Source organism: Pseudomonas sp. HS6 (genome assembly GCF_023375815.1).
Lineage (GTDB): Bacteria > Pseudomonadota > Gammaproteobacteria > Pseudomonadales > Pseudomonadaceae > Aquipseudomonas.
The window spans coordinates 6,098,841-6,115,588 of sequence record NZ_CP067412.1 but is presented as its reverse complement, the minus strand read 5'-3'; the positions used below and the strand labels follow the sequence as shown (position 1 = coordinate 6,115,588).

The following is a 16,748-nucleotide window of genomic DNA, read 5'->3' as shown; positions in this document are numbered from 1 at the left end:
ATTCAACCTCTGAGACGGACAGCCCTTTCAGTTCGGGTTAAACGCCGCCGAAATTATTTTCAGCGGTGATAACGCCGCACTGCACTGCTGTTACGCAGCACATGGCCTTTGATTTTTTCCAGCAGTTGGGCGCGAGTCAGACCGGCCGGCAAGGCGTCGGGGGCCAGGTCCAGGGCGTAGATCTGAATGATGTAGTGGTGCGCGCTGTCGCCGGTCGGCGGGCATGGGCCGACATAGGTGGTCGTGCCTTTGCTGTTGGTGCCGCCCAGGCCTTCGAAGGTCGGCTTGGTGCCAATGCCGGCCGGGATCTGCCGCGTTGTGGCCTTGATGCCGTAGTGAACCCAGTGATCGACGCCAAGGCCTTTCTGGCCGTCCGGGTCATGCATCACGATGGCGTAGCTCTGGGTCGCGGCCGGGCCGGCGTTCCAGCTCAGCGCCGGCGACTGGTTCTTGCCGCCACAACCGGCAGCGTCACTGGCTGCCGCCGCGGTGAACAGACGGTTGTCCGAAACACCGGGAATGCTGAGGGTGAAGCGCTCCTGGGCCTGCGCCGGAAACTGCACGCAAAGGGCGACGGCAACGGCCGCCAGCCAAGGGTTGAGAGAGGTCAATCGGGTCATTCCGGGAGCACCTTGTGCAGTTGGGCCGTCTTCGGCCTGCAGACTATAGCTGTACCGTTCGTGCCGTGGCAGTGGCAAATGACGCCCCTTGGTATCGCCGCGCTTACAGACGGTTCACCGGCTCACGGTTATCGTCGTCCTCGGCGTGCAGAAAAATCACCCGCGGATGCTCCAGTGGCGCCAGCGGCGGCGGCAATTCCGCCTGTTCCACCGGCCACAGGTGCGGCACCACATGGCTGACATCGCCGTCCTGATTGTTGTGGATAGTGATCACTCCCGGGCTGCGAAGCTTCTGCAGACGGTCATCGCACAGCTTGAAGCTTTTGCTCAGGCCGTCATCGTCGACCACAGGTGCCGCCAAGCGACGTTGGGCGAAACTGCGGCTTTTGCGCTGTTGATAACGTGCCCAGGAAATCAGGATGACGGCGTTGACCAGCGCCACCCACAGGTAAATCTGTAAGGTGCCCAGGGCGTCGAATGCCGAGTTGTCGATGCGCGGCCCGCCGGCATGGGTTTCGATCAGCGGCCATAGCCCGCGCACCAACAGAAACAGCAGGCCAACCCAGGCCAGCACTGTGAGGATCACATCGATCACTACCAGAAAGGGTCGCTGGCGGGTCCGGATGATTTTCATTTGATGACCTCCTCTTCGTCGTCCCCGACCGGTTTGATACCCCGGTCAGGGCTGACCCAACGCGCACGCTTCTGATGCTGGCCGAAAAGCACCTTGGGAAAACTGACCAGCGTGGTCAGCAGGCTGATGAACCAGAACACCAATGGATACCAGACCACCCAGAACATGGTCCGGCCCAGGCCCGGCTCATAGCGCCGGTCGATGATGATGCTGACCGCGAACTGCACCAGGCAGACAAAGGCCAACAGCAGCCCGGTAAACGCCGGTGGCATCAGGTGATGCACAGCGATCGCCTCGGGCATGACCATGAATTTGCCCATCCCCCAAAAAATCACCGACAACAGGAAGGTGAACGCCCACCCGGTCGACAGGCAGTACTCGAACAGCAGCGGCCACAGGTAACGATGGCGGTACTGCCAGATCCCGCGAATGTTCTTGAACAGCACTTCGGCACCGCCCTGGGCCCAGCGCAGACGCTGCTTCCACAGCCCGCCCAGGGTTTCCGGCATCAGAATCCAGCACAGGGCGCGGGGCTCGTAGAAGATGCTCCAGTGGTCCAGTTGCAGTTTCCAGCTGATGTCGATGTCTTCGGTGATCATGTCCGGGCTCCAGTAGCCGACCCGGTTCAATGCCGTGCGGCGGAACGCGACGATCACACCCGACACGGTGAAGATCCGCCCGAACACCCGCTGGGTACGCTTGATCAGCCCGATGATTGAGGAGAACTCGCCGACCTGAACCCGCCCGACCAGCGTCGAACGCGTACGAATCCGCGGGTTGCCGGTCACTGCGCCAAGTCGCGCGTTGTCGAGCATCGGCGCCACGAGGTAAGCGGCGGTGTTCGGCGCCAGCAGCGCGTCACCGTCGATGCACACCAGATATTCACTGCGTGCAGCGATGGCGCCCATGCGCAGGGCCACGGCCTTGCCTTGGTTCTCCGCCAGGTGCAGCACGCGCAGCCGTGGATCTTCCTTGGCCAACGCATCCAGCACTTGCGCGGTGTTGTCCTTGGAGCCGTCGTTGATCGCAATGACTTCGATGTTCGGGTAGTGCTGGGCCAGCGCCGCGTGAATGGTGTCGGCGGCGTTGTCGCCCTCGTTGTAGCAAGGGATCAGGATCGAAATCAGCGGTTCGCCTTCCAGCGGCGGCGGCAGCGTGTCGTCCTTCCACGGCCAGTGCCGCTCCCAGTGCAGCCAGAAATACAGGCCACCGGAAATCCACAACCCGGACATGAACAGCGGGTAGAAGAACACGAAGTCCATCAGGAATTGCCCGGTGACCAGGAAGATCAGCCCCAGCGGTACGCCGAGGACAATCGCCAGAACAAGCAGGGCCAGCAGTCTATCCAGCATGTCATGGGTTCCATTTGTTGGAGAGCGCAGGCCGCACGGTTTTCAGGTCCGGCAGGTTCTCGAGGAAGTTGTCCGGGTAGTAGCCGAAACTCGTCGCGCCCTGACGCTTGAGGCGGCCCATCCAGTCGGCCAGTTGTGCACCGTCGATGTCGGCCTGGTCCTTTTTCGTCCAGTCCCGGGCCTGCAATTCGAACACCGTGCGATCCAGCGCACCGGGGCGCTGTTTGATCTTCGCCACCAGTTCTTCCAGCCACGGGCCGGATTGCGCATGGGTCTGTTTTTCCATGAGCGGCATGGCCATCGGCGCCGTCCAGTCGTAGCTCACGAGGAAGTCGTCGAGGTTCTGCGCGAACCACGCTTCGCTGTGTGGATTGAGCACCGGCTCGGCGAAGATGTTGCGTGCGGTGAGCACTTGCGGGCCACGAATCGCGCGTACCTTGGCGGTCAGTTCGTTGGTGAAGTCGATCAGGTAGCGGCTCTTGAATCGCGTCCAGCGCTGCATGGCTGCCGGATCATCGCGCAGGGCGGCAATCGAGCCCGGCAGACCGTGGGCGGCATAGGCTTTCAGAGCCTCGGGGCTGGCGTCCTCGAAATCCGACAGCACGGCGTCGTCGTGGTAGAGGATGCCGTCGACCGAAGTCAGGCGCGCCACGTCTTCGTAGATTTCACCGATGATCCGCCGTACTTCGGGGTCGAACGGCGACAGCCGCTTGTACTGATCCGGGTCGACAGACGTGGTGCCGGTCTTCGGATCCCAGCGCGTGACCCGTGGCAATTTCGAATCCAACGCAAAACTCAGCACCGGCATCCAGGCGAAAACCTTCACGTGAGCCCGGGTGCGCAGCTGCCAGGCGACACGGTCGAAGATGTCGGCACGCATGGGCAGATGACGGTTGGGGAAGTACAGCGAATGCACCAGGCCATCGCCTTTCGGATCGGCGAAGGCTTGCAGGAACACCGTGTTGGCACCCATGTCGGCCATGCGCTGGATCAGCTTGCCGAGGTTCACTTCCTGTTGCGCGGGGTCCGGGTCGTAGACGTTGTCCAGGTCCACATGCACCACGCGCATGGCGAAATCGGACTGCACCGCCACGATGCTGTTGGCGAAATGCTCGCCGTCCGGGTCGGAGGCGACGAGGAACCGTGGGCTGCTCATCAGGTTGTCGAGGGCATCGAGACCGTCGTCGAGGGTCAGGGCCATTTCATAACCCTGCTCGCTCACCACGGTCAGCGAAGTGCCGTCCGCCGTACCGTATGGCCAGACCCAGATGCGCGGTTTCTTGCCGGTGGCCTTGCGGATTTTCTCCGAAATGGTGGCGACGTCAGTGCGGATCCGCGCCTGGAAATCCGCCTCGGACTCATAACGTTTGGTCACTGGATCGTAACGACGGGTCGCGGCGGCCGGCTGCATGTTGCCTTGCGGGTTGGCGAGGATGCCTTTGTGGCTGGCGTCGGTGTGGGCGGCGATTTCCACGAGGCCAGATTGCGAGATTTCGCGCACCTGATCCCAGGTCAGGAAGTCGGAACGCGGGCGCATGGCGCCGGCGAAATCCACTGGCTGATTCAGCGGTGTGTCGATCCAGACGCCGACCGGTGCCAGTAGCGCATGCCAGTTATAGGCGCGCAACACCGGCATCACGCGAGTGTAGAAGCTCGCGTAACCGTCATCGAAGCTGAGCAGGATCGCTTTGGGCGGCAGTTCCGGCCCGCCCTTGCGCGCGGCCATGATCTGATCGACCGTCACTGGCTTGTAGTTGTTTTCCCGCAGCCACGCCAGTTGCTCGATCATGCGCTCGGTACGCACCGCCACCACCGCCTGATCGGGATCACGGTCTTCGATGTCATGGTAGGCAATGCCAAGCACGTGGTTTTTCGGCCATGGTTTTTCATTGGCCGCCACCGGGCGCTCGGACGGCGGTGCGAAGGCCGGAGCTTGCTGGGCGCAGGCGCTGACCAGCAGCACTCCCAGCAGAAGGATGAAACGCGAAATAAAAGGCATCTTCAAACTCTTCTAGAAGCGGAAAGTGAGGTCGACGAGCAGACGCAGATCGGTTTCCCGGTCACCGTCGTAGGGCCGGTTGATCACACTGAACAAACCGCCCACCTCGAACACGTCGTTCCAGGCATAGCGCTGGCCGTAACCCAGCAACGCCATGCCGCCGGTGCCGTGGTCACGCTGGCTGTACGTACCTGCACCGGCCTGGAACTGCTGGCTCCAGGAGGTTTCGTAGCGGTGGTAGAGCACGTGGTTGACGTTGACCGTCGGCATCACGCTGAGGTCCGCCTTCGGGTTGAAGTACGGCACGTCTTCGGAATTGGAGTTGTGGCTGGTGGCGACTTCCAGACCGGCGTCGACCTGCACATGAGTGGTGCTGTAGACGCCTTCGCGCCCGGTCAGCAAGGCTTCGACGCGGTTGTTGCCGTCGCTGAAGTGCGACGGGCTGACCGACAGTTTCCACTCGCGGCTTTCATTGGCTCGCCAGCGGATGAAACCGCTGCCGCCATTGGCCTTGATGTCGCTGTTCAACGCGCGCAACGGGGTGTCGGCCGACAGATATTCAAGGCTGCCGCCGTACTGCCAGTTGTCATTGATATCCCGGGCAATCGCCAGACGCGCGCCCTGCTTGTCGCCGTAACCGTAGGAATGGTTGGAGACTTCGGCTTCAAGGGTCATGTCACGGGTACGGCGTTCCAGGCCAACGCGCTGGAAGCGATGGTTGCCGGTGCCCTCGGCGAAGTCGCCGGTGGCGTAACCAACCCCGGCGAACACACGCCAGTCTTCATCGATCGGCGGGCTGTACAACGTGCTCTGGATGCCGAAGTCCCGGCTGCCGCTGACCGCGCCGGCATCGCCACCGCTGCCGCCATTGGCCTTGCCGCCGTAGGCTTCGACGCGCAACTCGGACATGTCATGCACTTCGCGCTCGCGAGCGGCGCGCTGCACCTGACGATTGTCCGGATAACGTTCCACGACGTCGTCGGTCAGCGCATCCATCTGCCGCCATTCCTGAAGCGTCATGGCCGTACGGGCCTGAGCGACTTCCAGGCCCATGTCCCGCGGGACCATGCTCTCGACTTCCTTGAGCTGGCTTTCGGCGCGACGGGGCCACTGGCGAGCCAGGTACAGATCGGCCTGGGACAAGCGCAAGCCGATGTTGCCCGGCGCCTGATCGACCAGCGTCTGCAAGCGATCCTCGCCGTGGGGCAAATCCGCGCCGTAGGTGCCGGCAGCCTGTGCCGACAGCAATTGCGCATCCATCCAGTCGTCGCTGGGGTTGCCGATCGGCAGGCCCTTGAGCTCGACGCGCGGTTTTTCGTTCTTGGCCAGGTCTTCGGCGACCTTGCGCGCCTCGTCGGCCCGGTCGCTCTCCAGCAACGAGTAATACAGCGCAGTGGTGTCTTCGAGGCGATCGCCGGCATCGGCGTCCGGCGCCGAGAGCACCTGGCGATAGAGATCGGTGGCGACTTCCGGTTGCCGTCGATCCAGATAAGACGCGGCGACCCAACGCAAAGCGTAGGTCGGAATCTTCACGCCTTCCGCTTGCAGCTTCTGGTATTCGGTGATGACGTCGGCAGTGCGCGCCCGGGCCTTGAGGGCGCCCATGCGGTCGATGCGCCAGCGGGTCACGTCATCGTGGGCGCTGGCGTCGGGGGTCCAGGTGGCGAGCAATTTGTCGTAGTCGGCCAACGCGCGGTCGGCGATCACATAACGTTCTTTTTCGCTGCGAGTTGCGTACTCGGCGAGACGCACGCGTTCGGCAGCCAGATCGCCTTCGAGGCGACGCAGTGTCACAGGATCGATCAATCCCGGACGCTGGTTGGCCAGGCGCAGCGCGGGCTCGGGCAGACGGGCCTTTTGCAGGGCGACCACGTATTCGCGGGCAACTTCCGGTTTGCTGCCGGCGAGAGAGAAGGCCTGATCGTATTCGAACAACGCGTCGTACTGTTTGCCGGCACGGGTCAGGGCGTAGCCCAAGGCGAGGCGGCGGGAAGGATCGTCGGGTTTGGCCGCCACCAGCGCTTTCGCGCGGGTCACGGCCTCGTCGGGTTTGCCGGAATCAGCCTGGGTCAACGCCAGACCGAGTTGCAAGTCGGCATTGTTCGGCTCCAGCGCCAGGGCCTTGGTGTAGACCTCGGTGGCCTGATCCCAGCGCTTGAGATTGCGATAGGCGCGGGCGGTGGCAGTCAGGGCCTGGATCGGCAATGCGCGGCCGCGTCCCTGGGTCTCGTAGACCTGCACCACTTCGGCATCAAGCCCGGCCCAACTGGCGATTTGCAAGTGATCGCTGACCTGCCCGGTGGAGGCCTGGGCCGGAGGCACTTGACGCAAAGCGGTCAGCGCGGGCGTGTAATGCCCTGCCCGGGCATCGAGCACCATTTGATCGTAGGCCGTATCGGCCAACGCGAGCACCGGCCAGAGCAACTGGCTGCACAGCGCGACTCGAAACAAAGGGCGTAAACCACGATGTAATACGGGAACATCAGTACGCGGCATTCGTCAGCATCCTTACATGGCCAGCCGGGTTGCAATGCCCCCCCTTGCCCAATTCGTAACGGAGGCCAAGTCAGAATCACTTGGCCAAGCTTATCCAAGCAGTCTTGCACGCAAGCGTAGACCAATATTCAGAACACAATATTTGTTCAGATTCGTGACCGGAAACGCTGGCGCGCGCCGCAAACGCAGATGCCAGACAGCAAAACGCCCGGCGTCTGCGGGAAGCAAAGGCCGGGCGTAGAGGTGTAGCGAGGGGTTTTACTGTTCCTGGCTCACGTTGACGCCAGCGAATTTGCTCATCAGGAAACCGACGAACTGCTCGACCGTCATCTTCTGGCCGTTGAACTCCACCTGATTGGCGGCGTAATGCAACTTGGTCGTCACATTGGTGCCATCCAGCGTTGCCAGCTGCGAACCCACGGCCATGCCGGAGAACATGTCGGCGGCGCCGCTGGCCTGGTCAACGATGGCCTTGGCGTCGGTCTGACCATCGATCTGGGCCTGAACGCTGAGCAGGTCCACCAGCATCGGCTTGGACACCTGCACATTGACGTCGAGCAGCGCGATCAGTTGTTTGCCCAATTGATCCGGCGGCAGGTCCATCGAGGCCGGTTTGGTCAGGTCGAGCACCAGATTGGCACGGCTTTCACCGTTGGCGGTTTTCAGCGACAAGTCTTCCAGCGCCAGTTGCGGGCCGGCCGCCAGCAGTTTCTGCAGGTCAGCCTTGACCTGGGCGGACTCGGCTTCAGTCAGGTTCAGCTCAGGCGCCGGCAGGCCGGCGGCAGTGGCTTCGGCAGCGGCTTTTTCGTACGGCTGCAGCTTGGTCTGGTAGATCTGCATCAGCGACAGGGCCGACGGAATGTCGAGGTTTTTCAGGCTCATGGCCAGATTGGCCGAACCGATTTTCTTGTCGTTGAGGGTCACTTCACCGATTTTGTAGTCGGCACGACCGGAAGCGTTGGTGCCGTTTTCTTCGGTGAGGTTCTTCATTTCGAAGTTCTTCACACCCAACACGGACTGCTTGGCGCCGAAGGTGGTCTTGCTGCTGGTCAGTTCCAGGGTGTTTTCGCCGGTGTAATAGCCGTAGCTGCTCTTGGCGAGGTTGCTGGCCAGGGTCAGGCCGCTGAGTTCGATCTGCACCGGCGCCTGGTCTTCCGCCACGGTGGTCAGGTGCAGGCTATCCATGTAGCCGTTGGCCTTGACCTTCTGCGCCTGGGCACTGGCGGAGATGTCCAGGTTCAGGCCGGAAAATTTCAGACTCGACTGTTCGTCCAACGCGGTTTCCAGCGGCAGCAGTTCGATGTTGCCGGTGGTGGACTGGTCGTAGCCGATGTTGACCACACCCTTCAGAGGCGCGGCACCCTTGGTGGCGGCGAACCATTTTTCGGTGATCGGGGTCTTTTCCAGCTCATAGTGACTGGTGGCCATGACCGGCAGCCATTTCAGCGACACCAGACGCGAGAATGGCAGCGGGCCGTGTTCGATGTGGTCGACGAACAGTAATTCGACCGGCGCTTGACCGAACATCTCGCCTTCGCCCTTGAGGCGATAGTGTGCGGTGCTGCTGAAGGTGTGGCGTTCCAGCGACACCAGTTCCAGCGATGCGCTGCCGTTGGAACCGGCCATGGCGGTCTGCAGTTCTTTGTTGGCGTCGACGACGGCGTTGTTGAGCACGCCTTCGATCTTGGTGCCGGTGTACCAGGCCCCGCCGACGCTGATGGCGCCGATGGCAACAACGATTCCGAGAAGCACGCCTGCTGATTTATTCATGAATGACCTGATCGATTTCCGTGGCTGAAAGTGTGGTCGTCTTCCGTGAACCCGTGACCGGGCCGTGGTTCGACTCCGCTGAATTTAGCGGTGGAGATTAGCACTGGCAGCGCGAGGCGGCCCATTGTTTAAATGGTTAAAGAGTGTCCATGGGACATGGACAAACAAAAAGATCGCCGGGTTCGGCGATCTTTTCAGGATCAGGAATATTGGACCTCGATCTCATCGAGCTGATGATCGAAGCTTTTCAGACGTGCGGTCCACGTATACACCAGCACCTCGAAATCCCGGTCGATCACCGCCCCGCCCGGCCCGTCGCCGCGTGGGTCGCAGAAATCCAGCTGATAGCGTTCGCGGGCCATGGCCGTGGCGACGTCGGACAATTCACGGGCATTGTTCAGCCAGTGCCAGCCGTCCTCGGCGACTTGTCTGTCGAGTGCCAGGCATTGTTTTTTCAGGGCTTCGAGGCTTTTTTCCAACGGGGTGCCGGTGAGCTCGCCCATAACCTCGGCAAAGGTGCGTCCCGGTTGCCAGTAGCTGCCCCAGAAGTAGCGGTCGAATACGGTTTCGACTTTGCGCAGCGCGACTTTGGTGTCCCAGATCAGCAGCAGGGTCTTGCTTTGTTCAAGCTGCCTTTTTTTGAGCTTTTGCACCTGCACCAACGACCAGGCCACCACCACGATCGCCATCACGGCGATCAACGCGGTCGCGCTATCGAGGAAGACCATCGCCTTGTCGATCTGATGGGCCAGCATGATGCCGTAGAAATAGGTGGCCGACAGCAGCACCAGTGCGACCAGGGCGCACCAGAAGCCGAGAGCGTAAGGGTTTTTCATTATTGGTTTCCCCTTGACCTGCGCTAGCAATGTGCACTGAAAAGGCGCCTGGTTCGGGGCGCCCTTTCAATACTTCAAAGCATAGCAACGGCCTCAGGGTTTGCTGGCGCTCGAGGCTTGCGTTCGTCCGCTTTCCCAACCGCCGCCAAGTGCGAGGAACAAATCGATCTGGCTCATGGCAACCTGGGTGTTGGCTGCGGCCAGTTGCGCGGTGACATCGGTGTAGGTGCGGGTGGCTTGCAGGTCGGCGAGGAACGATTCGCGGCCCGCCTGGAAAAAGCGGTGAGTCTGGTCAGCAGCCAGCTTCGCCGACTGCTCGGCATCGGCCAGCGCATCGCGACGTTGCAACAGCGCGGTGTACTGGGCCAGACCGGTCTGGGTTTCGCGAATGGCGTTGAGCACCACACCGTCGAAATGCGCCAAAGCGCCCTGGGTCGAGGCTTCAGCTTCGCGGATACGTGCCCGGGCGCCGTTGGTCGGGACCTTCCAGCTCAGCGACGGGCCGAAGCCCCAGCGGTTGGTCGAAGGGTCGCCTAGGTCGGAGACAATGCCGACAGTGCCAATGGTCGCGCCAATACTGATGTCCGGGTACAACTCGCCAGTGGCGACACCGATTCCGGCGGTCGCGGCTGCCAGTCGACGTTCGGCCTGACGGATATCAGGGCGGCGTTTGAGCAGCGCAGCGCCATCGCCGACCGGTACCAATTGGGCGATTTTCGGCAGCTCAGCGCAGGTCGCGGTGCCGGCCGGCAATTGATCGACCGGTTTGGCCAGCAGCATCGACAGGCGGAACAGCCCCGCCTGACGCGCCGCTTCATAACGCGGCATGTCGGCGCGCAGGGATTTGAATTGGGTCTGCGAGCGGGTGACCTGTGTTTCGTCGCCGCGCCCGGCATCTCGCAGACGCTGGATCAGCGTGGTGCTCTGGGATTGCAAGTCGAGGGAGTGCTGAGCGATTTCCCGTTCTTCGTTGGCCGCACAAACCTGGGTGTAAGCCCGAACCACGTCGGCCACCAGGGTGATGCGCGCGGTGTCGGCAGCAGCCTGGGTTGCATCGGCGTTGGCTTTCGCCCCTTCGATCCCGCGCTGCAGAACGCCCCACAGGTCGAATTGGTACGAAGCGCTGATGCCGATGTCGGCGACGTTAGCCACTGGGACTTTCTCCGGCAGCAGGAACGCCTGACCGGATTCCTGCAAGCGCTGGGCGCCCATCTTCACACCGCCACTCCAGCCACCGGCGGCCTCGGCCTCATCGACCTGGGCACGGGCCCGCGACAGGTTCGCCGCCGCCACCCGCAGATCGGTGTTGGAGGCCATGGCTTGCTGCACCAGTTGGTCCAGACGCGGATCGCGATACATCCGCCACCAGTCCGCCGGCACCGGCGACGAGACCACCGGCTTGCCGGCCACCGCCAGATCGCCCTGAAAATCCTTGCGCTGGATCGCCGCATCACCCGGCAGGTGATAATCCGGCCCGACCATGGAACAGGCCGACAACATCACGCCCAGCCCGGCGATCATCAGGGCCCTGTTCATTGCGCGGGCTCCTGTTTGTCGTCGATGATCGACACCGTGGCGGTACGCCCGGCGATCATGCGGAAGTCGTCCGGCACGTCGTCGAAGGCAATGCGCACCGGAATCCGCTGCGCCAGGCGTACCCAGCTGAAGGCCGGATTGACGTTGGGCAACAGGTTGCTGCCGCTCGAACGGTCACGGTCTTCGATACCGGCGACGATACTTTCGACATGCCCGCGCAACCGTGCGCGGTCGCCGATCACGCGGATATCCACCGACTGACCGACGTGGATACCGTCAAGTTTGGTCTCTTCGAAATAGCCGTCGATATGGAACGAATTGCTGTCGACCACCGACAACACCGGACGCCCGGCCGTGACGAACTCCTGCGAACGCGGCGCACGGTCGTTGACGTAGCCGTCGACCGGGCTGCGGATCACCGAGCGGTCGAGGTTGAGCTGAGCGCTGTCCACCGTCACCAGCGCTTCGGCCAGTGCCGATTGCGCGCGGGCGACTTTCGACTGGCTTTCTTCCAGCTGTTCCGCCGGCACCAGATTGCCCAGGCCACGGTTACGCTTGGCTTCACGCTGGGCCTGAGCCAGGGTTTCTTCACGGTCGGCAACGGCTGCTTTCGCCTGACGCAGCGCCAGTTTGAAACGGTCCTGATCGATGCTGAACAGCACCTGGCCGCGTTTCACCAGCTGGTTGTCCTTGACCTCGACCTGCTGGATCAGCCCGGACACGTCTGGGGCGATCTGCACGATGTCGGCGCGGATGTGGCCGTCGCGGGTCCAGGGCGCGAACATGTAATACATCACCATGCGCCAGACCACGACGACGGCGAAAGTCACGATCAGCAAGGTCAGCATTACGCGACCGATGGTCAAAAACGGTTTTTTCATGTCATCAGGTATCGACTGAGTGAGTCCACGCCGTACAGCATCACGGCGTAGAGGGCCACGTTGAACAATGCCCGGTGCCAGACCAGACGGTAAAAATGCAGGCGCGTGAGCACGCCATGTACCAGTACAAACAACACATACGTGATGCCCATCAGCACCAGCAGGGTCGGCAGGAAAATGCCGCTGATGTCCAGATCACCGATCATAGGGGCGCTCCTTCGGGCAGCGGTTCTTCGGGCTCGGCGCTGGAAACGAATTCAACGCCGGGCAACAGCGCCAGACGCAAACCGCTCAAGGCGTGCAACAGGTGTAGTCGGGTTTCTTCATCGCCGTGGCCGTTGAGCGCGCGACGGGTGCGATCCATGGTCATCAGCAGCGGGCTCGGCGCCGGCAAGCGTTCGCCAGCCTTGAGGCAGGCTCGAAAATACTCGCCGACCTCGGCCACCACTTGCTGCAACAACGCGTTCGGTGCGCCGGTCACGCGCGGGGTGTAGGCCAGCAGATCGAGCAGGTTCAGACCCACGCGCACTTCGCGCATGGCAATGCCGGTGTCCTGACCGGTCAGCGCCAGGCGCGGCAGGTGCTGCATCAGGCGGTCGAGCAGTTGCACGCCCAGTTGCCGGTGCTCGGCGAGGATCGCCGGTTCGGTCATGCTGACGATGTCTTTCCAACTGAAACGGGTCAGGCGCTTGGCCGCCAGTTCAGCACCGAAGGGCCGGGCGATCAGCGTCCAGATAAACGCGAACAACAACCCCATCGGACCCGCCAGGTTGGAGTTCACGAAGGCGAAGAAGTCCGCATCGTAAGCGCCCGAAATGCTGATGAACGACGAGGTGTTGACCAACGTCAGCAGCATGCCGAGGTAGAACCGTGGCTGCACCGTCAGGGTGCCGACGCAGATGAACGGGATGGCAAACGCCAGCACCAGCATCGGGAAGTCATGCAGGTTCGGCAGCACCAGAAACAGGTAAAGACTGGCGAACAGCACCGACATTCCGGTCCAGAAAAAGAAACGGTAAATCTGCGGCGCCGGGTCGTCCATCGAGGCGAAGAAACTGCACGACACCGCCGCCAGAATCACCGCGCTGCCGCCGTCAGTCCAGCCCAACAGAATCCACAATGTCGAAGCGACGATGATCGCCAGAATGGTCGAGGCCGCCGAATACAGCATCAGCCCTCGGTCGAAAAAAGGTGTCAGGCGACCGAGCCGCCAATGGCGATAGACCGCGCGCCAGCTGTCCTGGCGATCACACAGGATCGCGTCCTGCAGACTGCGGCAGTCCTGCCACAGATCGATGAATTCGCCGAGGCGGTACAGCGCGTTGGAAAACAGCAACTGCTTGCGATCTTCGAGGGCTTCGGCGCTGGGTTGCAGGGCTTCAAGCTGATCCCGCAGGGCTTGCCAGCGGTCGAGATCGGCGTCTTTGTAGCCGAGCCATTCGCGGGTGGCGCTGAGCAGCGGCGCGAATTTTTCCACCAGCTCCGGCGTACGCCGTTCAAGGGCGTACAGCGAATCTTCCAGTGCATCGATCACCGGTAGAAGGTGGATCATCCGCCCGCGCAGCTCCTTGGTGTTACGCACCGTCTGCGGCCGCGCGCCTTCGTGGGGCAACTGGCCGATCATCAATTCGAGGCTGTTGAAACTGCCGACCATGGCCATGCGCAGGGTGGTGACTTCTTCGGGCTGCACGTCGCGGCTGAGGAATTTCAGGCTGTAGGTTGTCGCATCGGCAAACCACTTGCCGACTGCATCGTTGAACACCGGCGCCAAGCGTCGTGGCCAGAACATCGCGCCGACCACCGCCGCCACCGCGATGCCAAGGAAGATCTCTTCGGTACGCGCTTCCGCCACATCCCATACCGCCAGCGGGTTATCCACTGTTGGCAGGGCGATCAGCGGCAAAGTGTAGCCCGCGAGCATCAGCGCGTAATTGTTGGCGGTGCGCAGGTGCAGGGACAGGAACAACAGAGTCCCGGTCCACAACGCGATGACCACCACCAGCACATACGGACTCTGGACGAACATCGGCACGAACAGCACCGCCGCCGCAGCGCCGAGAAAGGTCCCGATCGCCCGGTACAAAGCCTTGGAGCTGGTCGGCCCAAGGAACGGGCTGGAAACGATGTACACCGTGGCCATCGCCCAATAAGGACGCGGCATCTGCATCAGCAATGCGATGTACAACGCGATCATCGAGGCCGCAAAAGTACGGATCCCGTAGAACCAGTCCCGGGCCGGAGGAATGCCGGAAAAAAAGCCGTTCACGGATAGATCACCGCTGGCGGACTGGCCGCCTCAAAAGCTCTCAGTACACGAAGCGTAGCCTCCAGATCACTCTGGTCGATGCCTTCGAGCACCTCATTACGCAGACGCACCAGCTCGACTTCCACCGCTTGCACCAGCTCACGACCGGTGTCGGTCAGGCTCAGACATTTGGCCCGGCGATCCTGCGGGTCTTCAGTGCGACAGACGTAGCCGGCGTGGCACAACTGATCGAGCAGGCGCACCAGCGAAGGGCTCTCGATCCCTGCCGCCTGAGCAACTTGCACCTGATGCACGCGCTCCCCCAGACGCCCGATCATCAACAACGGGACGGCACAGGCTTCGGAGATTCCATAGTTGACCAGCGTGGTCTGGCAGATCTTCCGCCAATGCCTGGCGGCCACCACCATGGCACTACTGATGTTCATCTGGAGAGCGTCGAGGGTATTCGGCACGAGGGAATGCACACACTGTTAGTTTGCTAACTATCAATATGGCATTGGAGGGGAAAATCAGTCAAGTTTTGAAACAAATTGCTTTGAGCACAAGAAATGCCCCTCGTTGAAACTGCGCCGACACCGACACCCGAGAGCACTGACCATGACGATGAAATTCACGACCGAGAACCCGAATTCCGAACAACATCCGATTGAACGTCTGCCCGACACATCAGCGTACGCAGTATTTTTAGAGCAAAAAGTCAGCATTGCCCGTGAATCAATGGCCTCCGGAATCGGTTTATCCAATCTTGAGGTTGAAGCGAAGTTCTCTTCCTTGAGAGCTATGACTGCCAAGGGATAGGTTCGATGATTACCCCGCCCGCCCCTTCCTCAACATCACATCCAACTGATCCACTACCTCCGCCCAATCCGCATCATCGAGAATCTCGTCCCGCAGGAAATCCGCCTGGCTCTTGGTCCAGAAAAACGCGTCACTCAGATGCAGTTCGGGCTTGAGCGGGGAATGGGTGGCGATGAATTGGTCGATGCTGACCGGGTCGTTGGGCAGGCCGAGTTGTTTGAACAGGGACGGGAGGCTGTGCGTCGGGTTTTCCATGGCTCTACTCCTTCGAAGATTCAGTGGATGAACACATTTCGCGAGCAAGCCGCATTCCCACAGATTCACTGCAGAACCTGCTCGCGATTGGCGTCGCCACAGACGCTATCAAAAACCTACTGACTCAACTCCCGCACCTGCGCATGCGGCACCATTTTCAGGAACTCGGGCATGCTCATGTGCAGCAGGTTGTTGTGGTTGCCGGCCTCCAGGTAAATATCTTTTTGCCGGGTCACCAACGGGTCGATGACCATGTCCAGCCCGTAGGAGTCGCCCAGCGGCGGCACTGCACCACGTTCGCAGTCGTCGAACAGGTGCGCCAGGGTGCTTTCGCGGGTGATCTGCCACTCGCCGCTGGTGCGTACTTTGCTCAGGTCCAGATGGCGGCTGGCGGGCAGCACGGCCATCAGGTAATGCCCGTGGTGGTCGTCGAGGATCACCGACTTGGCCACCCTGTCCGCCGGAATCCCCGAAACCCGCGCCGTTTCCAGGCTGCTGCTGGAATGCGGATGGGAGAGGACGTCATATTCGCATTGCGCCCGGGTCAGGCTGCTTTGCACTTTTCTTGCCATACGCATGATGCACCTCGGTGCCCGTCGACGCTGTGTGGCGGGCGGTGATGAACGTTGTTCCTGTCCTTGAAAGTCTAGTCGGGCACGCTGCAACTGAAGGGAATTCCGCCCACTGGCGGCACTAGCAAGGTTGATCAAAATTCGTCCAGCGTCAGGCTCAACTAGACTGTAAAGAGAACCCATGACTCTCCCGGAGGGTCACGTGAACACCCGTCGCTGTGCGCTTGTCCTGTTGATGCTGCTGAGTGGATCGGCCCTGGCGGCGGACACCCCGTTGCACGCCGTCGATCCCATCGGCCTGTGGCTGATCACCCTGGGCATCGCGTTCCTGATCGCCGAAGCCGCGCTGCCCAACTACGGTGTGATTGGTCTGGGCGGCATCGTCATGTTCGTCATCGGCGCGCTGATCCTGGGCAATGCCGAACTGCCGGTGCCGATGATGATCGGCCTCGGTCTGGTCAGCGCCCTGCTGCTGATTGCGCTGCTGATCCGCGCCCTGAAGACCCGACCGCGGCATCCGGTCAGTGGCGACGCCGGCCTGCTCGGCAGTGTGACGGCGGTGACGGTCGTGCAGCCGCAAGACGCTCGCAACGGCTGGGTGCAATTACAGGGAGAACGCTGGCAAGTTCTGAGCGCCACGCCACTGCATGCCGGGCAACCGGTGCGGGTGGTCGGACGCAAGGGCTTGTTGCTGCAAGTGGCCGCGACTGACGCGGCGCCGCTCGGAGAGTGA

General features: G+C 61.8%; 16 protein-coding genes. 2 read left to right on the top strand and 14 right to left on the bottom strand.

Annotated features, from left to right (window positions below):
• Positions 1 to 59 precede the first annotated feature (59 nt).
• The 12 genes from JJN09_RS27625 to JJN09_RS27570 all read right to left on the bottom strand — a co-directional run bounded on the left by JJN09_RS27625 (position 60) and on the right by JJN09_RS27570 (position 14,815).
• Positions 60 to 620, bottom strand: coding sequence for a YbhB/YbcL family Raf kinase inhibitor-like protein (locus JJN09_RS27625; protein ID WP_085733396.1), 561 nt, complete (start codon positions 618 to 620; stop codon positions 60 to 62).
• A gap of 103 nt (positions 621 to 723) precedes the next feature.
• Positions 724 to 1,254 (bottom strand): poly-beta-1,6-N-acetyl-D-glucosamine biosynthesis protein PgaD, encoded by a 531-nt coding sequence (pgaD, locus tag JJN09_RS27620; RefSeq protein ID WP_249484598.1) that lies wholly within the window; start codon positions 1,252 to 1,254, stop codon positions 724 to 726.
• On the bottom strand, positions 1,251 to 2,606 hold the full coding sequence (gene pgaC / locus JJN09_RS27615; RefSeq protein ID WP_249484597.1) for a poly-beta-1,6-N-acetyl-D-glucosamine synthase: 1,356 nt from the start codon (positions 2,604 to 2,606) through the stop codon (positions 1,251 to 1,253). The genes pgaD and pgaC overlap by 4 nt, the downstream gene beginning before the upstream one ends.
• Before the next feature lies 1 nt (position 2,607).
• Positions 2,608 to 4,605: a poly-beta-1,6-N-acetyl-D-glucosamine N-deacetylase PgaB gene (gene pgaB / locus JJN09_RS27610; RefSeq protein ID WP_249484596.1), complete on the bottom strand. Its 1,998-nt coding sequence runs from the start codon at positions 4,603 to 4,605 to the stop codon at positions 2,608 to 2,610.
• A 12-nt stretch (positions 4,606 to 4,617) separates the two neighbouring features.
• Positions 4,618 to 7,101 carry a poly-beta-1,6 N-acetyl-D-glucosamine export porin PgaA gene (gene pgaA / locus JJN09_RS27605; protein WP_249484595.1) on the bottom strand — a complete coding sequence of 828 codons (2,484 nt, stop codon included), beginning with the start codon at positions 7,099 to 7,101 and terminating at the stop codon, positions 4,618 to 4,620.
• Between the two features lie 258 nt (positions 7,102 to 7,359).
• Positions 7,360 to 8,871 carry a YdgA family protein gene (locus tag JJN09_RS27600; RefSeq protein ID WP_249484594.1) on the bottom strand — a complete coding sequence of 504 codons (1,512 nt, stop codon included), beginning with the start codon at positions 8,869 to 8,871 and terminating at the stop codon, positions 7,360 to 7,362.
• A 200-nt stretch (positions 8,872 to 9,071) separates the two neighbouring features.
• Positions 9,072 to 9,707, bottom strand: a complete 636-nt coding sequence (locus JJN09_RS27595) for an NADH:ubiquinone oxidoreductase subunit N (protein ID WP_249484593.1) — start codon at positions 9,705 to 9,707, stop codon at positions 9,072 to 9,074.
• A 93-nt stretch (positions 9,708 to 9,800) separates the two neighbouring features.
• Positions 9,801 to 11,243, bottom strand: coding sequence for an efflux transporter outer membrane subunit (locus JJN09_RS27590; RefSeq protein WP_249484592.1), 1,443 nt, complete (start codon positions 11,241 to 11,243; stop codon positions 9,801 to 9,803).
• Positions 11,240 to 12,124 carry an HlyD family secretion protein gene (locus tag JJN09_RS27585; protein WP_249484591.1) on the bottom strand — a complete coding sequence of 295 codons (885 nt, stop codon included), beginning with the start codon at positions 12,122 to 12,124 and terminating at the stop codon, positions 11,240 to 11,242. Before JJN09_RS27585 ends, JJN09_RS27590 begins: the two co-directional genes overlap by 4 nt.
• Positions 12,121 to 12,330, bottom strand: coding sequence for a DUF1656 domain-containing protein (locus JJN09_RS27580; RefSeq protein ID WP_007957657.1), 210 nt, complete (start codon positions 12,328 to 12,330; stop codon positions 12,121 to 12,123). Before JJN09_RS27580 ends, JJN09_RS27585 begins: the two co-directional genes overlap by 4 nt.
• Positions 12,327 to 14,390: an FUSC family protein gene (locus JJN09_RS27575; RefSeq protein WP_249484590.1), complete on the bottom strand. Its 2,064-nt coding sequence runs from the start codon at positions 14,388 to 14,390 to the stop codon at positions 12,327 to 12,329. The genes JJN09_RS27580 and JJN09_RS27575 overlap by 4 nt, the downstream gene beginning before the upstream one ends.
• Positions 14,387 to 14,815 (bottom strand): MarR family winged helix-turn-helix transcriptional regulator, encoded by a 429-nt coding sequence (locus JJN09_RS27570; RefSeq protein ID WP_249484589.1) that lies wholly within the window; start codon positions 14,813 to 14,815, stop codon positions 14,387 to 14,389. The genes JJN09_RS27575 and JJN09_RS27570 overlap by 4 nt, the downstream gene beginning before the upstream one ends.
• 172 nt (positions 14,816 to 14,987) lie before the next feature.
• On the opposite strand from JJN09_RS27570, the gene JJN09_RS27565 reads away from it, so the two are divergent.
• On the top strand, positions 14,988 to 15,188 hold the full coding sequence (locus tag JJN09_RS27565) for a hypothetical protein (protein ID WP_249484588.1): 201 nt from the start codon (positions 14,988 to 14,990) through the stop codon (positions 15,186 to 15,188).
• Positions 15,189 to 15,197: 9 nt separating this feature from the next.
• Here JJN09_RS27565 and JJN09_RS27560 read toward each other — a convergent pair whose 3' ends face one another.
• A complete protein-coding gene (locus tag JJN09_RS27560) occupies positions 15,198 to 15,443 on the bottom strand; it encodes a DUF2789 domain-containing protein (protein ID WP_249484587.1) in 246 nt (81 codons plus the stop codon).
• A gap of 116 nt (positions 15,444 to 15,559) precedes the next feature.
• A complete protein-coding gene (locus JJN09_RS27555) occupies positions 15,560 to 16,021 on the bottom strand; it encodes an aminoacyl-tRNA deacylase (RefSeq protein ID WP_096821840.1) in 462 nt (153 codons plus the stop codon).
• Positions 16,022 to 16,196: 175 nt separating this feature from the next.
• Between JJN09_RS27555 and JJN09_RS27550 the strand changes: the two genes are divergently transcribed.
• Positions 16,197 to 16,748 carry an NfeD family protein gene (locus JJN09_RS27550; RefSeq protein WP_249484586.1) on the top strand — a complete coding sequence of 184 codons (552 nt, stop codon included), beginning with the start codon at positions 16,197 to 16,199 and terminating at the stop codon, positions 16,746 to 16,748.